Here is a 15,568-nt window from a genome sequence, read left to right as displayed (position 1 = left end):
GTTCAGTTCTCTCAACGATTTTGTGGGCCGATGAACCGGCTCTTGGCTTCTACGTGAACGCTGTCGTCATCGGCATCCTTGAGGATGAATTTCACCTCGTTGGTGCTCGACGGCAATTGTTCGGGCGCGCTCGACAGTTCGACCGGCATGCTGAAGATTTCCCCGGCCGGTACTTTGATCTCACGCTTGCCTTGCAGGCGCAGATCCGGCAGACCGGCGGCTTCCAGCACGTAGGTGTGGTCGCGCTGATCCTTGTTCATGATCTTCAGGCTGTAGACGTTTTCGATTCGGCCTTCAGCGTTTTCGCGGTACAGCACGCGGTCCTTGCTGACGTCGAAACCCACCAGCGAGCGCATGAAGAAAGCCGTCACCAACAGGCTGATCATCGCCAGCAGCACCACGGCATAACCGATCAGGCGCGGCCGCAGTTTATGGGTTTTCTGCCCGGACAAGTTGTGTTCGGTGGTGTAACTGATCAGCCCGCGCGGGTAATCCATCTTGTCCATGATGCTGTCGCAGGCGTCGATGCACGCGGCACAACCGATGCACTCGATCTGCAGGCCGTCGCGGATGTCGATGCCGGTCGGGCAAACCTGGACGCACATGGTGCAGTCGATGCAATCGCCCAGGCCCTGGGCCTTGTAGTCGACGCCTTTCTTGCGCGGGCCACGGCTTTCGCCGCGACGCGGATCGTAGGAAACGATCAGTGTGTCCTTGTCGAACATCACGCTCTGGAAGCGCGCATACGGACACATATAGATACACACCTGCTCACGCAGCCAGCCAGCGTTGCCGTAGGTGGCGAGGGTGAAGAAGCCGACCCAGAAATACGACCAGCCATCGGCCTGGCCGGTGAAGAATTCAATCACCAGTTCGCGGATCGGCGAGAAGTAGCCGACGAAGGTCATGCCGGTGACAAAGCCGATCAGCAGCCACAACGCGTGCTTGGCAAATTTGCGCAGGAACTTGTTGGCGCTCATCGGCGCCTTGTCGAGCTTGATGCGCTGATTGCGGTCACCTTCGGTGACCTTTTCGCACCACATGAAAATCCACGTCCACACGCTTTGTGGGCAGGTGTAACCACACCAGACCCGGCCCGCATATACGGTGATGAAGAACAGACCGAACGCGGCAATGATCAGCAGCCCGGAAAGCAGAATGAAATCCTGCGGCCAGAATGTGGCGCCGAAGATGAAGAACTTGCGCTCCGGCAGGTTCCACCACACGGCCTGATGGCCGCCCCAGTTCAGCCAGACTGTTCCGAAATACAGCAGGAACAGTGCTGCGCCGCCCATCATCCGCAGATTGCGGAACAGACCGGTGAATGCACGGGTGTAGATTTTTTCTCGAGAGGCGTAAAGGTCGACGCTGTTGTTCGCGTTCTTGCTGGGTGGCGTGACGTCGTGTACCGGAATCTGGTTGCTCATCATTGCATCCCACGGCAGTGGAAAAATGCCTCGGTCGATACGTGCCGACCGGGGTCAAAAGGGGTGTTGCAGTGGCCCAATGATACGCCTGTCATGCCGACGAACGGGTGCGACCTTTGGTCGCGTTGGGCAAAATCAATTGATGGTGTAGTGACTTGAATCAATTGACTTGTGGGAGATCGCCATTTTTTGCTCGGCCGATGATTGAGTCTAGGCGATCCGTCGTCGTTGCGCTGTCGGATGATCCGCATGGCCGAAATCCAGCTCTTCGCTGTCCGGTTGCCCGTCGTCAGACTTCGAGAAATCTGGTTGAAACAAGAAACATTGATTTCTGTTGTTTGCATGTTTGAAACAAGTTCATTTAATTACTGCTCTGGTCTGCTTTGAAAGATTCCGTTTGATCGAATATGTTTGCGCCTGGCGATATTCAATCGTCAGTTTTATTTAAGTTAAATGGAGTTTCAATGTTATGGCTTTTAAAGGAGTTGTAAAGTTTCTGCTGGGCGTCTGTTTGATTTGTTCTGTTGCTTTGGCTCATGCCATCGAGAGTGCTCCACGGCATCTGGTGTTCGCCTCCGATACGCAATATCCGTGGACTGACAAGAGCGACAGCGGAGAGCCGGAAAACGGTACGGATTTCGAAAAACGTGCCAAGTGGCTGGTGGACAGCCAGTTGGGCAGTATCGCCGGGTTTCGAAATGCCCACGGGGGGCAGGCGAAAGTCCCGTTGATGATCAATGGTGACATTACGGCGTTCGGCCACGGTTGGCAGCGCTCGTATATGAAATCGGCCCTGGAGAAATACTTCAAGGGCGACTACCTGTATGGTCTGGGTAATCATGATTACGAGAATAACGTGGATGACTGTTTCACTAATAGTTGTGCTGCCGGCAGTATTGTCGAATTCAAGGAGCATCATTTGGACAAGGTGGATAACTTTGACCTCAAGGTGACAGGTGGTTTTCTAGATATTCTTTATTCGGGCAGTCTCGCGTACTCGAAAGATGTAGGGGACGTGCATTTGGTGCAGCTCAACAATGAACCCACCTACACAACAAAGATTTCTCATGTGTTGAACCCGACGACCTTCAACATCACCAGTGCCCTGGACTGGCTTGAAACGGATTTGAGGGTCGCGCGGGCGTCGGGTTACGCCATCATCATCAACATGCACAAGTGGGATCGCTGGCAAGGGGGCTGGCAACAGGAGCAGCGCTTTCTGGACATGATCGAGAAGTATGAGGTCACCGCCATCTTTGCAGGTCACTACCACACGCGAGGGGGAGGCAAGCGCTGGATGGGTAAGGTGCCGATGTTTCTCAGCGGCGCAACGTCTCAGCAGACGTACCTGACGGCCAGCCTCTCGGATGATCGCAAGCAACTGCACGTCAACCTGATCGAGAACAATGATTGGCAAAAGCCGTATTTCGTGGACACGGTTCCGGTGAAGTCTATCTGGACGAGTCGCCCATAAACATTTTCGGTCGATCAAGGGGCTGAAACAAAAAGGCCCCGCCAATGAGAATTGGCGGGGCCTTTTTTGCTTCAAGCTTGGGCCTTACTGTGCCTCGGCTTCCGGCGTTTTTTCACCGTGGGACAGGCTGTAAACATAAGCCGCCAGCAGGTGAACCTTGTCGTTGCCTTGCAGTTGTTCCTGGGCAGGCATCTGGCCCTGACGGCCGTAACGGATGGTCTGCTGCAGTTGGGCGAAGCTCGAACCGTAGATGAACGCGGCCGGGTGGGTCAGGTCAGGTGCGCCCATCGCTGGCGTACCTTTGCCCGCCGGACCGTGGCACGCCACGCAGTTGGCGGCGAACAGTTTCTGGCCGTTGGCCGGATCTGCCTTGGTGCCTTCCGGCAGCTTGCGGCCATCCAGATTGGTCAGCACGAACGCGGCCACGTCGGCCACGCCTTGCTCACCGATCACTTCAGCCCAGGCCGGCATCACCGCGTGACGACCGCCCATGATGGTGGTCTTGATGGTTTCCGGCTCGCCGCCCCAGCGCCAGTCGGCGTCGGTCAGGTTCGGGAAACCATAGGCGCCCTTGGCGTCGGAACCGTGGCACACCGAGCAGTTGGAGGCGAACAGACGGCCCCCCATCTTCAGGGCTTGTGGATCCTTGGCCACCTCTTCGATCGGCATGGCGGCGAATTTGGCGAAGATCGGACCGAACTTGGCGTCCGAACGCGCCATTTCCTTTTCCCACTCATGAACGCCGGTCCAGCCGGTCTGGCCGTTGGCGAACGCCGTCTGCTTCTCGTTATCGAGGTAGTTGTAGCCCGGCAGCAGACCTTTCCAGTTGCCCAGGCCCGGGTACAGCACCAGATAACCCAGCGCAAAGACGATGGTGCCCACGAACAGCATGAACCACCATTTCGGCAGCGGGTTGTCGTACTCCTCGATCCCGTCGAAGGAGTGGCCCACTGTCTCGTCCGTCTGTTCGCTGCGCTGACCCTTGCGGGTCGACAGCAACAGCCAGGTCAGGGAAAAGATCGTACCGAGACTGAGGACTGTGACGTACAGACTCCAGAATGTAGTCATTCTTTGTTACTCCTAGAAGCTTGCTCGACGTGCTTGATGGCTTCGGGATCATCCGCGAAGGGCAGCAAGGTCGCGTCTTCAAACTCCGACTTGCGCTTGGGGCTGAACACCCACAACGCCAGGCCGATGAAGGCAACCATCACGACAACGGTGCCCAGGCCTCGAATCATCCCGATATCCATCAGAATCACCGTTTGCTTTTGATGATGGTGCCCAGGCCTTGCAGATAGGCCACCAGCGCGTCCATTTCGGTTTTGCCCTTCACGGCATCTCTTGCACCGGCGATGTCTTCGTCGGTGTAAGGAACGCCGAGCGTGCGCAACACTTCCATTTTCCTGGCCGTGTCTTTGCCATCGAGCTTGTTTTCTACGAGGAACGGGTAGGCCGGCATTTTCGACTCGGGGACGACGTTGCGCGGGTTGTACAAGTGCGCACGCTGCCAGTCATCGGAGTAACGACCGCCGACGCGGGCCAGGTCCGGACCGGTACGTTTGGAACCCCACAGGAACGGGTGGTCCCAGACGCTTTCACCGGCGACCGAGTAGTGGCCATAGCGTTCGGTTTCGGCACGGAACGGACGGATCATCTGCGAGTGGCAGCCGACACAGCCGTTGGCGATGTAAACGTCGCGGCCTTCCAGTTCAAGGGCGGTGCGCGGCTTCATGCCTTCGACCGGCTTGTTGGTGACGTCCTGGAAGAACAGCGGAACGATTTGGGTCAGGCCACCGACGCTGACGGCGATGACCATGAAGAAGGCCAGCAGGCCAATATTCTTCTCGACAGCTTCATGCTTCATCAGTGAGCTCCAACTACGGCGATCTTGGCGGCGGCTTCGGCTTCAGCCGGGTTCGAGGCGCGCACGGTGCGCCATACGTTGTAAGCCATCAGCAGCATGCCGCTGGCAAAGAACGCACCGCCCAGGGCGCGGACGATGAAGCCAGGGTGGCTGGCCTGCAGCGCTTCGACGAACGAGTAGGTGAGGGTGCCGTCATCGTTGATTGCGCGCCACATCAGGCCCTGAGTGATGCCGTTGACCCACATCGAAGCGATGTACAGCACGGTACCGATGGTCGCGAGCCAGAAGTGCGCGTTGATCAGGCCGGTGCTGTGCATCTGCGCACGGCCGAACAGTTTCGGGATCATGTGGTAGATCGCGCCGATCGAGATCATCGCCACCCAGCCGAGCGCGCCGGCGTGTACGTGGCCGATGGTCCAGTCGGTGTAGTGCGAGAGCGAGTTGACGGTCTTGATCGCCATCATCGGACCTTCGAAGGTCGACATGCCGTAGAACGCCAGCGATACCACGAGGAAGCGCAGGATCGGGTCGGTGCGCAGCTTATGCCAGGCGCCCGACAGGGTCATCATGCCGTTGATCATGCCGCCCCAGCTCGGTGCCAGCAGGATGATCGACATCGCCATGCCCAGCGATTGTGCCCAGTCCGGCAGGGCGGTGTAGTGCAGGTGGTGCGGGCCGGCCCAGATGTACAGGGTGATCAGTGCCCAGAAGTGCACGATCGACAGGCGATAGGAGTAGATCGGACGTTCGGCCTGTTTCGGCACGAAGTAGTACATCATCCCCAGGAAACCGGTGGTCAGGAAGAAGCCCACGGCGTTGTGGCCGTACCACCACTGGATCATCGCATCGGTGGCGCCCGAGTAGGCCGAGTAGGACTTGAACAGGCTGACCGGCAGCGACATGTGGTTGACGATGTGCAGCATCGCGGTCACCACGATGAACGCACCGTAGAACCAGTTACCGACATAGATGTGCTTGGTCTTGCGCTTGGTGATGGTGCCGAAGAACACCAGACCGTAGGTGACCCAGACAATGGCCAGCAGAATGGCGAGGGGCCATTCCAGTTCCGCGTATTCCTTGGTGGTGGTGTAACCCAGCGGCAAGGTAATGATCGCGCCGACGATCACCGCTTGCCATCCCCAGAAGGTGAAGGCCGCGAGGCTGTCGGAAATCAGTCGCGTCTGGCAGGTTCGCTGCACGACATAGTAGGAAGTGGCAAACAGTGCACAACCACCGAAGGCGAAAATCACCAGGTTTGTGTGCAACGGGCGCAGGCGTCCAAAACTCGTCCACGGCAGACCGAAATTCAACTCCGGCCAGACCAGTTGCGAGGCGATGAAGACACCAAGCCCCATGCCAAGGATCCCCCAGACCACCGTCATGATGGCGAACTGGCGGACTACCTTATAGTTATAAGCAGTCGGACTGATTGCTGTGCTCATTCTAAGGTTCCACGGTTTGGGTGTTTTATTAGGATTAAAATCGGCCGCAAGTATGTAGAAAGCAGGGGGTCAATGCAACGCGCCATGACCTGGGTCAATGCTTTCCAACGCTGATTCTGCGGCCTTTCCATGCGCCGCGTAAGGACAAAATTGCCCTCGGGCAAAATGTCGCAGCGGACGAAAAAAGCGAGGGGTCCCGGTCGGATGTAACGGGGTGTGTTCGAACGCTCGGTTCGGGTGACGGACGGTAATGGGCACGACAGCCGGTATCTACCGGCCTTTGCGGCCATGTCAGTCAGCCGATTCGTTCAACGCCTCGCTCGGGGTCGACCTGGAACCGGCACGGGCCAGTCCGCATCGAGCAAGCGTAGACCCGAATCCGGGTAACCGAAAGGAGAGGGGGTGAAGGGGTGCGACAATGCGTCGCAAAGGGGCTGGAAACTGCCGCACTGGAAAGGTGCGGCAGTCTTATACGCAATGATTACTTTTTATTGTCCTCAGTAATCAGTTTTTCTGTATTCAATCCATTGCTCAGGCTGTACACATAGGCGGCCAGCAATTGCACTTTATCGTTGCCCAGCAGCTCGTTCTGAGCGGGCATGTGGCCCTGACGACCATGGCGAATGGTCTGCTCGAGCTGGGTCAGGCTGGTGCCGTAGATGAAACCGGCCGGGTGCGTCAGGTTCGGCGCGCCCATGGCTTCGGTGCCTTGGCCGTTTGCCCCGTGACAAGCCACGCACATGGTGCTGAACGCTTGCTGCCCGGCTTGCAGATCAGCCTTGTTGTCCGCCGCCAGTGGCAGGCCGGCCAGCTCGTGACGCACATACGCCGCGACGTTTTTCACTCCGGCCTCGCCCAGCGCTTCGCCCCACGCCGGCATCGCCGCCATCCGGCCACCCATGATGGTGGTCTTGATGGTTTCGGCGCTGCCGCCCCAACGCCAGTCCTTGTCGGCGAGGTTAGGGAAACCGAATGCACCCTTGGCGTCCGAGCCGTGGCACACCGAGCAGTTGGAGGCGAACAGACGGCCACCCATTTTCAGCGCCTGCGGGTCCTTCGCCACTTCTTCCACCGGCATGGCGGCGAATTTGGCGAAGATCGGCCCGAACTTCGCGTCAGCCTTGTTCATTTCCTTTTCCCATTCGTGGACGCCGGTCCAGCCGTCCTCGTAGCCGGGCAGGATGCCTTTCCAGTTACCCAGGCCCGGGTAAAGGATCAGATAACCCACGGAAAACACCAGCGTGCCGGCGAACAGCATGAACCACCACTGCGGCAGCGGGTTGTCGTACTCCTCGATGCCGTCGAAGCTGTGGCCCATGGTCTGGTCGACGCTGCCCTTGGTCTCGCCCCGGCGGGTGCCGATCAGCAGCCAGGTCAGGCCGATCAGGCTGCCGATGGTCAGTACGCAGATCCACGTACTCCAGAAGGTGGTCATGGCCGGGTACTCCTTGTTTCAGGTGCTTGGGTAATGTCGGGTTGCGGCTCGTCGGCAAACGGCAGCAGGCGCGCTTCGGCGAATTCCGGGGTGCGCTTGCGGTTGAACACCCAGAGGGTCAGGCCGACGAAGGCCACGAACACCACGACCGTGCCGAGGCCTCGTATGAGGCCCGCGCTCATTTCAATGACCATTTCTCACCTCTTGCTCTTGATCGCAGTGCCGAGCACTTGCAGGTAGGAGACGAGGGCGTCCATTTCGGTCTTGCCCTTGAGGCTGGCCACCGCGCCGCTGATGTCGTCGTCGGTGTACGGCACGCCGAGGGTGCGCATGGTCTTGAGCTTGGTTTCGGTGTGGCTGCTGTCGACCGGTTGGGTGACCAGCCATGGGTAGGCCGGCATCTTCGATTCCGGTACAACGTTGCGCGGGTTGTACAAGTGCGCACGGTGCCAGTCATCCGAGTAACGCGCGCCAACCCGGGCCAGGTCCGGACCGGTACGTTTCGAGCCCCACAGGAACGGGTGATCCCACACGCTCTCGCCGGCCACCGAGTAGTGCCCGTAGCGTTCGGTTTCGGCGCGGAACGGACGGATCATCTGCGAGTGGCAGCCGACGCAGCCTTCGCGGATGTAGATGTCGCGGCCTTCCAGTTGCAGCGCGGTGTAGGGCTTCATGCCTTCCACCGGTTTGTTGGTCACGTCCTGGAAGAACAGCGGGACGATCTGGGTCAGGCCGCCGATGCTCACGGCGAACACCATCAGCAGCATCAGCAGGCCGACGTTCTTTTCAATCGTTTCGTGTTTCATGGCGGACTCCTCAGGCCATCTGCGCGGCAGCAACGACGTCAGCAGGCTGCGAGGCCCGCACGGTGCGCCAGGTGTTGTAAGCCATCAGGAACATGCCGCTGAGGAAGATCGCCCCGCCAATCAGCCGCACGACGAAGCCCGGGTGGCTGGCCACCAGCGTTTCAACGAAGGAGTAGGTCAGCGTGCCGTCCTCGTTCACCGCACGCCACATCAGGCCCTGGGCGATGCCGTTGACCCACATCGAGGCGATGTAGAGCACAGTGCCGATGGTCGCGAGCCAGAAGTGCGCGTTGATCAGGCCGATGCTGTGCATCTGCTCTTTGCCGAAGACTTTCGGGATCATGTGGTACAGCGCGCCGATGGAAATCATCGCCACCCAGCCGAGCGCGCCGGCGTGTACGTGGCCGATGGTCCAGTCGGTGTAGTGGGAGAGGGCGTTGACAGTCTTGATCGCCATCATCGGACCTTCGAAGGTCGACATGCCGTAGAACGCCAGCGACACCACCAGGAAGCGCAGGATCGGGTCGCTGCGCAATTTATGCCAGGCGCCCGAGAGGGTCATCATGCCGTTGATCATGCCGCCCCAGCTTGGCGCCAGCAGGATCAGCGACATCACCATGCCCAGCGACTGCGCCCAGTCCGGCAGCGCGGTGTAGTGCAAGTGGTGGGGACCGGCCCAGATGTACAGGGTGATCAGCGCCCAGAAGTGCACGATCGACAGGCGATACGAATACACCGGACGCTCCGCCTGTTTCGGCACGAAGTAGTACATCATCCCGAGGAAACCGGCGGTGAGGAAAAAGCCTACGGCGTTGTGGCCGTACCACCATTGCACCATCGCGTCGGTCGCACCGGCGTACACCGAGTAGGACTTGGTGAAGCTCACCGGCAACTCAAGGTTGTTGACGATGTGCAGGATCGCCACGGTGATGATGAACGCGCCGAAGAACCAGTTGCCGACGTAGATGTGCTTGGTCTTGCGCTGCATGATCGTGCCGAAAAACACGATGGCATAGGCGACCCAGACGATGGTGATCAGAATGTCGATCGGCCACTCCAGCTCGGCGTATTCCTTGGAACTGGTGTAACCCAGCGGCAGGCTGATGGCCGCCAATAGAATCACAAGCTGCCAGCCCCAGAAGCAGAACGCGGCGATTTTCGGCGCAAACAATTGCGTCTGGCAGGTGCGCTGCACCGAGTAGAACGAACTGGCGAACAAGGCACAGCCGCCGAACGCGAAGATCACCGCGTTGGTGTGCAGCGGGCGCAGGCGTCCGAAGCTGGTCCACGGCAGGTTGAAGTTGAGTTCGGGCCAGACCAATTGAGCCGCGAGAAAAACCCCGAGCCCCATGCCGACGATGCCCCACACCACCGTCATAATGGCGAATTGGCGGACCACCTTGTAGTTGTAGGCGGTACTGATAGAAGTGTTCATGGTTCCCCATCCACGGTTCAGCCGAAGTGAGCGCCAACAGCGCGTCCTTCGCCTGGAGTTATAGGCAGACTAAAAGCGAGGCAAGCATGGACAAAGAGCACAAGGCCAGTATTGACGGGGATCAATGGGCGCAGTGCCTGCGGGATCACGGGTGGCTTTGGGATGCCGCTGTGGGTGAGGCTTCGGCGACTCTCATCCTCGCCCATGGTGCGGGGGCGCCGATGGACAGTGAGTGGATGACGGATATGGCTGGGCGCCTTGCCGGGCTGGGTGTGAACGTGTTGCGGTTTGAGTTCCCTTATATGGCGCAGCGACGGGTTGATGGCGGCAAACGTCCGCCGAATCCGGCGCCGAAGTTGCTGGAATGTTGGCGTGAGGTTTATGGCGTGGTGCGACTTCATGTCGCTGGGCCACTGGCGATTGGCGGGAAGTCGATGGGGGGGCGGATGGCCAGTCTCCTGGCCGACGAGCTTGGCGCTGATGCGTTGGTTTGTCTGGGGTATCCGTTTTATGCGGTTGGGAAACCGGAGAAACCACGGGTCGAGCATCTGGCGGGGTTGAAGACTCGGACGTTGATTGTTCAGGGGGAGCGGGATGCTCTGGGGAATCGGGACGCTGTCGTGGCTTACGATCTATCGCCGAGTATTGAGGTGTTTTGGTTGGGCTCTGGGGATCATGATTTGAAGCCTCTCAAGGTATCCGGGTTTACGCATGAGCAGCATTTGGCTAGCGCCGCGCAGAAGGTGGCCGCGTTTCTTCGTTGAGGCTTTTTTTGGGGGCATATCCGTTGCTGCGGTTATGGCTGCTTAGGGTTCCGCCCCTACGGCGGGTCACTTTTGGCAAACGCCCCAAAAGTAACCAAAAGGTCTTGCTCCTACGTCCGGCCCGCTCGCTAAAGCTCGGGGTTCCTTCGCTCCGGGATTCATCCGGGGGGCATCGCCTACGGTTTGCTTCGCTGCACCTCCTCTCGATGTGTTTGGCTTCGCCAAACGGTCGCTGCGCTCCCACCCCCGGATGAATCCCTCCACTCAGCCTTCCGACGTCGCCCTAAGATCAAAAGCGGTACTCGAGCTAACGCTCATCGTGTTGAGTGGTGGGGAGCCATTCGGATTGCAGCAGGGAAAGATCTGCTTGTTTTCTGTGCGTAAACGTAATTCCGAGACGGCGTTTAAAGTACACGAACCGTTACGCCATAAGGGCTACAACACCTTGCGTCGTTGCCTACGCGTACGCCAGAATCCGCCGGCTTACGCGGCTATGGGGTGGGCTATATCGTTTCCCTGTCACTGAAAAAACAGTGATCGGGTTTGGTAGCCCGTCTGTAATAGCTGTATGGCAACACCGTATGCCGTCCCTTTTGGGGGCTCTGTTTTATGGTGGTCATGCGTGGGGCTCATTCGTGAGCGCCGGGTTCCTATTGCAGCCGGTCTACCAACCCGCGTATGGCCGCCACCCATCGTTTGGTAGCGTGGGTGATGGCTCCTTGAAGTCTGCGATAGGAGTTACACGTATGTTCAAAGCCACACCAAACCCACCAGATACCGATTCAATCCCCTACGACGCTGCACTCGAAGCCGAAAACATAAAATCGGCCACCGAGCGGGCGATCAATCATTACCTCGATCCTGGGGCGCAGAAGACGTCCAAGCCATCGCGCAAGCCCGGCAGGATTTATCTGGTCAATCCAACGATGGATGACGAAACGCTACTGGTCGAAGCGTGCGAAACGCTGTCATCGGCCAGTGACATGGCCCGGGATCTCGGCAACACCGTCGATCCGTCGCAGCGCAAGGCGATGCAGATACTGCAGCAGGTCATCATGCTGAGTGAGCTGCTGGTCAATCGTGTGCTGGATAACCATCACGTCTCGCGGTAGTTGCCGCTTCGGTGAGGGGCTTGTCCCCTCACTGCCTGCAGCCGTCGATAAAAATCCTCAAGCGACTCTTTTCCGGAGTTCCAGCTGATGTCCAAGACCGTCATTCCACCGGTAGAAGATCCGGTGTCCCCGTACGAATTTCCCGATTCAAGAAAACTCCACGACGCGGCCGAACGCGCCCTCGACTATTACCTGACACCCGCAGCCCAGATCATGGCCACGCCCTACACCCCAAACGACATGTTCATGGTCAACCCGCAAACCGACACGGAGTCCCTGCTGGCCAACGCCTGCGAATCCCTCGCGTCAGCCACGGTCATGCTCGGTGACTTTGCCGGCCTGCTGGAAGGGCCGAACCGCAAGACCCTATTGGGCATTGCGCAAGTGGTGATGTTGGGCGAGTTGGCGGTGAATCAGGCGTTGGATAACCTCGTGCCAAAGGAGTAAGTAACAAGGCAAAAAAAAACCGGAAGCTCTCGCTATCCGGTTTTTTTTGTATTGCAGAACAATCAGCGGTTAAACCGCTCCACCAACGAATACTGCGTGTTGGCAGTCTTCGTCAGCTCTTCACTCAGCAACGCCGAGTTATGCGCCTGCTCGGACGTCTGGTCCGCCAGTTCCGAGATGTTGCTGATGTTGCGGCTGATTTCTTCAGCCACGGCACTTTGCTCTTCGGTCGCGGCGGCGATCTGGGTGGTCATGTCGGTGATGTTGGCCACCGCTTCGCTGATGCCCACCAGGGCCTGGTCTGCTTCCAGAACCCGTGCCACGCCTTCTTCCGCCTGGCGATGGCCGGCTTCCATGGTTTGTACGGCGCTGGTAGCGGTCTGCTGCAACTTGGCGATCAGGGCGTGGATCTGGCCGGTGGACTCGCTGGTGCGTTGTGCCAGTTGGCGGACTTCGTCGGCAACCACGGCAAAACCACGACCCATCTCGCCGGCACGCGCTGCTTCAATCGCAGCGTTGAGCGCGAGCAGGTTGGTCTGGTCGGCGATGCCTTTGATCACGTCGACCACGCCGCCGATTTCGTCGCTGTCCTTGGCCAACTGGGTGACGGTCAGGCCGGTTTCGCCGACCACGACCGACAAACGCTGGATGGCTTCACGGGTTTCGCCGGCGATGTCGCGACCGCGACCGGTCAGGCGATTGGCTTCCTGAGTCGCGTCGGCGGTGCGCTGGACGTGGCTGGCCACTTCTTGCGTGGTGGCGGCCATCTGGTTGACGGCGGTGGCGACCTGTTCGGTTTCCACGCGCTGACGTTCCAGGCCGCTGGAGCTGTTGTGTGCCAGGGCGTCGGACTGCTTGGCCTGATCGGTCAGGTGCTCGGCGGTGTCCTGCAGACGGGTCAGGCAGGTTTTCAGGCGCGCCTCCTGGCTGAGGATCGACATCTCCAGACGCGCCTGGGCGCCACGGCTGTCGGTGTACATCTGCGCGATCAACGGGTCGGAGGTGGTCTGCTCGGCCAGACGCAGCAGGCGCTTGAGCCCGCGTTGTTGCCATTGCAGGCCCAGCAGGCCCAGCGGCACCGACAGACCGGCGGCGAGGGCGAAGCCCCACTGCGAGTTCAGGGTGGCGCCGATCATGAAGCTCAACTGGCTGACCAGAATGAACGGCAGCCAGTCCTGCACGATCGGCAGCCATTTGTCGCTCGAAGGAATCGCCGACTTGCCCTGGTTGATGCGTTGGTAGAGCGCTTCGGCACGGCGGATCTGTTCGGCGGTGGGTTTGACCCGCACCGACTCGTAACCGACCACCTGATTGCCATCGAACACCGGCGTTACATAGGCGTTCACCCAGTAATGATCACCGGTCTTGCAGCGATTCTTGACAATGCCCATCCATGGCAAGCCTTGTTTCAGTGTGCCCCACATGTGCGAAAACACCGCCGCCGGGACGTCGGGGTGACGAACCAGGTTGTGCGGCGCACGGATCAGTTCTTCACGCGAGAACCCGCTGATTTCGACGAAAGCGTCGTTGCAGTAGGTGATCACGCCCTTGGCGTCGGTTGTGGAAATCAACCGTTGCTGAGCCGGGAAAGTCCGTTCGCGTTGTGTAATGGGCTGGTTGTTACGCATGGTTTTTCAATCCGCAAGGCTTTGAAAGGTTGTCGGCGGTATCGGCCATTTATTGAAATTTTTTTTCATTTATAAGTACGGCGTCGCAAAACGGCCTTGCTTCAACCCGCCAGCATCGGATAGGTGAACAGGCCGAAATGCAGCAGGTTCAGGCCAAAGTGCGTGGCGATCGCCGCACCGAGCCCACCAAAACGGTACGCCAGACCATAGCCGACACCCGCCAGGCTTGCCAGTAACACCCATGGCCACCCGGCGCCCACATGCACCAGACCGAACAGCAGGGACGCCAGCAGCAGCGCGAGGTTTTCGCCGTAGGGCAGGTGTTTGAAACGCCGGCTCAGGCCGCCCTGTATATAGCCGCGAAACAGCGCCTCTTCGACCAGCGTCACCAGCAGCAGATTGTTCAGCACCCACAGCCAGGCCTGATCCGGCCATTTCGGCGCCCAGGTGATCATGCCCAGCAACACCGCGCCGCCCAGCGCCAGAATCACGCTCAACGTCAAAGCCAATGCGGTGGCGTACACAGTCAGGCGCAACGAGCGTCGCGCGACGATCCACGGGCAAACCAGTAGCAGCCAGAAGCCAATCAGCGGTTTGTCGAGGTTCAAGTACATCGAGAACGGCACGGCGTTATCGGTGAAGCGCTGCGGCTCGATGGCCCGGCCATTATGGAAGCCCGGCAGCCAGTGCATCGCCAGCGCCAGGGCCAGCACGACAAACAGGCCATGGCCAAGAAAACGCCCGACCGGCACGGTCTGCTGGCGCACGGCGTAACCGGCGAAAACCAGCAGTGCGATGGAGATCAGCGCCAGCCAGCCGAGCTGGCCGAAGCTCGACGCCAATCCGTAACCAAGGCTGAGAAGCCCGAGATAGAGCCATGGCAGAGCGGTCATGGAAAGTCCTTGTGCACGATTTGTGGACAGGCTTTCTACACGGGTGAGGGCGAGGGGACAAGTGAAGGTGTAGGGGGAAACCGGGACGCGGGCACTGTGGGGTGGGTTCCCACAGTGCGAGTGTTTGGCAGATCAGCGCAGGTTGAGTTTCGCCGCAGCACGCTCGGTGATTTCAGTGCGCAACTTCAGCGAAGGTGCCGCGCGCTTGCGAGCCTCATCGACAATCCCGCTCGGCGCTGTCTGCGGGCTACCCGAATCAAATGGCGGCGCCGGCGCATATTCGAGCTGCAACTGCACCAGTTGCGCCGTGTCGACACCGACCAGTTCCTGCGCGAGGGTCAGAGCAAAATCGATCCCGGCCGTGATGCCACCCCCGGTAAACAGATTGCCGTCGCGCACCACCCGATCCTTCACCGGGATCGCGCCCAGTGTCGGCAGCAGTTCGTGATAAGCCCAATGCGTGGTCGCCCGTTTGCCCTGCAACAGGCCCGCCGCGCCAAGCACCAGTGAACCGGTGCACACCGACGTCACGTACCGCGCCTGCGCAGCTTGCGCCTTGATGAAGGCCAGCGTCTGCTCATCTTCCATCAACGGCCCGACCCCGGCGCCGCCGGGCACGCAGATCACATCCAGAGCCGGGCAGTCCTCGAAGGTAGTGGTCGGTTTGAGCACCAGCCCGGTGCTGGCGGTAACCGGCACCAGATCCTTCCAGACCAGATGCACCTGTACGTCCGGCAACGAGGCCAGCACGTCATACGGGCCAGTCAGGTCGAGTTGCTGCACCTGGGGAAACAACAGAAAGCCGATCTGCAACGCCATGGTTCTTCTCCGTGAAAAGGGG

16 protein-coding genes are annotated in these 15,568 nt (G+C 59.4%); 4 read left to right on the top strand and 12 right to left on the bottom strand.

Features of this window, described 5'->3' with window-relative positions:
• Window positions 1-11: 11 nt before the first annotated feature.
• Window positions 12-1,427: a cytochrome c oxidase accessory protein CcoG gene (ccoG, locus tag ACKJSM_RS14715; RefSeq protein ID WP_236181993.1), complete on the bottom strand. Its 1,416-nt coding sequence runs from the start codon at window positions 1,425-1,427 to the stop codon at window positions 12-14.
• A 469-nt stretch (window positions 1,428-1,896) separates the two neighbouring features.
• Between ccoG and ACKJSM_RS14710 the strand changes: the two genes are divergently transcribed.
• Window positions 1,897-2,901 carry a metallophosphoesterase family protein gene (locus ACKJSM_RS14710; RefSeq protein WP_410238087.1) on the top strand — a complete coding sequence of 335 codons (1,005 nt, stop codon included), beginning with the start codon at window positions 1,897-1,899 and terminating at the stop codon, window positions 2,899-2,901.
• A gap of 84 nt (window positions 2,902-2,985) precedes the next feature.
• Here the strand turns inward: ACKJSM_RS14710 and ccoP (ACKJSM_RS14705) are convergent, their stop codons facing one another.
• The 8 genes from ccoP (ACKJSM_RS14705) to ccoN (ACKJSM_RS14670) form a co-directional block, all read right to left on the bottom strand.
• The gene (gene ccoP, locus ACKJSM_RS14705) at window positions 2,986-3,969 is read right to left on the bottom strand and encodes a cytochrome-c oxidase, cbb3-type subunit III (protein WP_236181995.1); all 984 of its coding nucleotides are present in this window, start codon (window positions 3,967-3,969) and stop codon (window positions 2,986-2,988) included.
• The gene (locus ACKJSM_RS14700) at window positions 3,966-4,151 is read right to left on the bottom strand and encodes a CcoQ/FixQ family Cbb3-type cytochrome c oxidase assembly chaperone (protein WP_003175465.1); all 186 of its coding nucleotides are present in this window, start codon (window positions 4,149-4,151) and stop codon (window positions 3,966-3,968) included. The genes ccoP (ACKJSM_RS14705) and ACKJSM_RS14700 overlap by 4 nt, the downstream gene beginning before the upstream one ends.
• A 5-nt stretch (window positions 4,152-4,156) precedes the next feature.
• Window positions 4,157-4,765, bottom strand: a complete 609-nt coding sequence (gene ccoO, locus ACKJSM_RS14695) for a cytochrome-c oxidase, cbb3-type subunit II (RefSeq protein ID WP_085700210.1) — start codon at window positions 4,763-4,765, stop codon at window positions 4,157-4,159.
• Complete coding sequence (gene ccoN, locus ACKJSM_RS14690; protein ID WP_007960352.1) at window positions 4,765-6,207, bottom strand: cytochrome-c oxidase, cbb3-type subunit I; 1,443 nt, start codon at window positions 6,205-6,207, stop codon at window positions 4,765-4,767. The genes ccoO (ACKJSM_RS14695) and ccoN (ACKJSM_RS14690) overlap by 1 nt, the downstream gene beginning before the upstream one ends.
• A gap of 481 nt (window positions 6,208-6,688) precedes the next feature.
• Window positions 6,689-7,642 carry a cytochrome-c oxidase, cbb3-type subunit III gene (ccoP, locus tag ACKJSM_RS14685; RefSeq protein WP_410238086.1) on the bottom strand — a complete coding sequence of 318 codons (954 nt, stop codon included), beginning with the start codon at window positions 7,640-7,642 and terminating at the stop codon, window positions 6,689-6,691.
• A complete protein-coding gene (locus ACKJSM_RS14680) occupies window positions 7,639-7,836 on the bottom strand; it encodes a cbb3-type cytochrome oxidase subunit 3 (RefSeq protein ID WP_410238085.1) in 198 nt (65 codons plus the stop codon). The genes ccoP (ACKJSM_RS14685) and ACKJSM_RS14680 overlap by 4 nt, the downstream gene beginning before the upstream one ends.
• 3 nt (window positions 7,837-7,839) lie before the next feature.
• The gene (ccoO, locus tag ACKJSM_RS14675; protein WP_039770055.1) at window positions 7,840-8,448 is read right to left on the bottom strand and encodes a cytochrome-c oxidase, cbb3-type subunit II; all 609 of its coding nucleotides are present in this window, start codon (window positions 8,446-8,448) and stop codon (window positions 7,840-7,842) included.
• Between the two features lie 10 nt (window positions 8,449-8,458).
• Entirely contained in the window at window positions 8,459-9,883 is a 1,425-nt protein-coding gene (gene ccoN, locus ACKJSM_RS14670) for a cytochrome-c oxidase, cbb3-type subunit I (RefSeq protein WP_007969190.1), read from the bottom strand.
• Window positions 9,884-9,969: 86 nt separating this feature from the next.
• Between ccoN (ACKJSM_RS14670) and ACKJSM_RS14665 the strand changes: the two genes are divergently transcribed.
• From ACKJSM_RS14665 to ACKJSM_RS14655, 3 genes are all read left to right on the top strand, one after another.
• Window positions 9,970-10,647, top strand: a complete 678-nt coding sequence (locus ACKJSM_RS14665; RefSeq protein WP_410238083.1) for an alpha/beta family hydrolase — start codon at window positions 9,970-9,972, stop codon at window positions 10,645-10,647.
• A 746-nt stretch (window positions 10,648-11,393) separates the two neighbouring features.
• Window positions 11,394-11,759, top strand: coding sequence for a DUF6124 family protein (locus tag ACKJSM_RS14660; protein WP_410238082.1), 366 nt, complete (start codon window positions 11,394-11,396; stop codon window positions 11,757-11,759).
• 87 nt (window positions 11,760-11,846) lie between these two features.
• Window positions 11,847-12,206 (top strand): DUF6124 family protein, encoded by a 360-nt coding sequence (locus ACKJSM_RS14655; RefSeq protein ID WP_410238081.1) that lies wholly within the window; start codon window positions 11,847-11,849, stop codon window positions 12,204-12,206.
• A gap of 62 nt (window positions 12,207-12,268) precedes the next feature.
• On the opposite strand, the gene ACKJSM_RS14650 is transcribed toward ACKJSM_RS14655, so the two are convergent.
• From ACKJSM_RS14650 to inhA, 3 genes are all read right to left on the bottom strand, one after another.
• Window positions 12,269-13,834: a methyl-accepting chemotaxis protein gene (locus tag ACKJSM_RS14650; protein ID WP_085655232.1), complete on the bottom strand. Its 1,566-nt coding sequence runs from the start codon at window positions 13,832-13,834 to the stop codon at window positions 12,269-12,271.
• Between the two features lie 101 nt (window positions 13,835-13,935).
• Window positions 13,936-14,727, bottom strand: coding sequence for a CPBP family intramembrane glutamic endopeptidase (locus ACKJSM_RS14645; protein ID WP_236182003.1), 792 nt, complete (start codon window positions 14,725-14,727; stop codon window positions 13,936-13,938).
• A 132-nt stretch (window positions 14,728-14,859) separates the two neighbouring features.
• A complete protein-coding gene (gene inhA / locus ACKJSM_RS14640) occupies window positions 14,860-15,546 on the bottom strand; it encodes an isonitrile hydratase (RefSeq protein ID WP_236182004.1) in 687 nt (228 codons plus the stop codon).
• Window positions 15,547-15,568 lie beyond the last annotated feature (22 nt).

This window comes from Pseudomonas sp. PHC1, assembly GCF_046487845.1.
GTDB classification, from domain to species: Bacteria; Pseudomonadota; Gammaproteobacteria; order Pseudomonadales; family Pseudomonadaceae; genus Aquipseudomonas; species Aquipseudomonas sputi.
The sequence above is the reverse complement of the archived record's forward strand: the minus strand, read 5'-3'. Positions and strand labels throughout refer to the sequence as shown.

Excerpts from the sequence above, each read along its gene's own strand:
- ccoG (WP_236181993.1), bottom strand. The coding sequence starts at position 1,427 with ATGAGCAACCAGATTCCGGTACACGACGTCACGCCACCCAGCAAGAAC.
- ACKJSM_RS14710 (WP_410238087.1), top strand. The coding sequence starts at position 1,897 with ATGGCTTTTAAAGGAGTTGTAAAGTTTCTGCTGGGCGTCTGTTTGATT.
- ccoP (WP_236181995.1), bottom strand. The coding sequence starts at position 3,969 with ATGACTACATTCTGGAGTCTGTACGTCACAGTCCTCAGTCTCGGTACG.
- ACKJSM_RS14700 (WP_003175465.1), bottom strand. The coding sequence starts at position 4,151 with ATGGATATCGGGATGATTCGAGGCCTGGGCACCGTTGTCGTGATGGTT.
- ccoO (WP_085700210.1), bottom strand. The coding sequence starts at position 4,765 with ATGAAGCATGAAGCTGTCGAGAAGAATATTGGCCTGCTGGCCTTCTTC.
- ccoN (WP_007960352.1), bottom strand. The coding sequence starts at position 6,207 with ATGAGCACAGCAATCAGTCCGACTGCTTATAACTATAAGGTAGTCCGC.
- ccoP (WP_410238086.1), bottom strand. The coding sequence starts at position 7,642 with ATGACCACCTTCTGGAGTACGTGGATCTGCGTACTGACCATCGGCAGC.
- ACKJSM_RS14680 (WP_410238085.1), bottom strand. The coding sequence starts at position 7,836 with ATGGTCATTGAAATGAGCGCGGGCCTCATACGAGGCCTCGGCACGGTC.
- ccoO (WP_039770055.1), bottom strand. The coding sequence starts at position 8,448 with ATGAAACACGAAACGATTGAAAAGAACGTCGGCCTGCTGATGCTGCTG.
- ccoN (WP_007969190.1), bottom strand. The coding sequence starts at position 9,883 with ATGAACACTTCTATCAGTACCGCCTACAACTACAAGGTGGTCCGCCAA.
- ACKJSM_RS14665 (WP_410238083.1), top strand. The coding sequence starts at position 9,970 with ATGGACAAAGAGCACAAGGCCAGTATTGACGGGGATCAATGGGCGCAG.
- ACKJSM_RS14660 (WP_410238082.1), top strand. The coding sequence starts at position 11,394 with ATGTTCAAAGCCACACCAAACCCACCAGATACCGATTCAATCCCCTAC.
- ACKJSM_RS14655 (WP_410238081.1), top strand. The coding sequence starts at position 11,847 with ATGTCCAAGACCGTCATTCCACCGGTAGAAGATCCGGTGTCCCCGTAC.
- ACKJSM_RS14650 (WP_085655232.1), bottom strand. The coding sequence starts at position 13,834 with ATGCGTAACAACCAGCCCATTACACAACGCGAACGGACTTTCCCGGCT.
- ACKJSM_RS14645 (WP_236182003.1), bottom strand. The coding sequence starts at position 14,727 with ATGACCGCTCTGCCATGGCTCTATCTCGGGCTTCTCAGCCTTGGTTAC.
- inhA (WP_236182004.1), bottom strand. The coding sequence starts at position 15,546 with ATGGCGTTGCAGATCGGCTTTCTGTTGTTTCCCCAGGTGCAGCAACTC.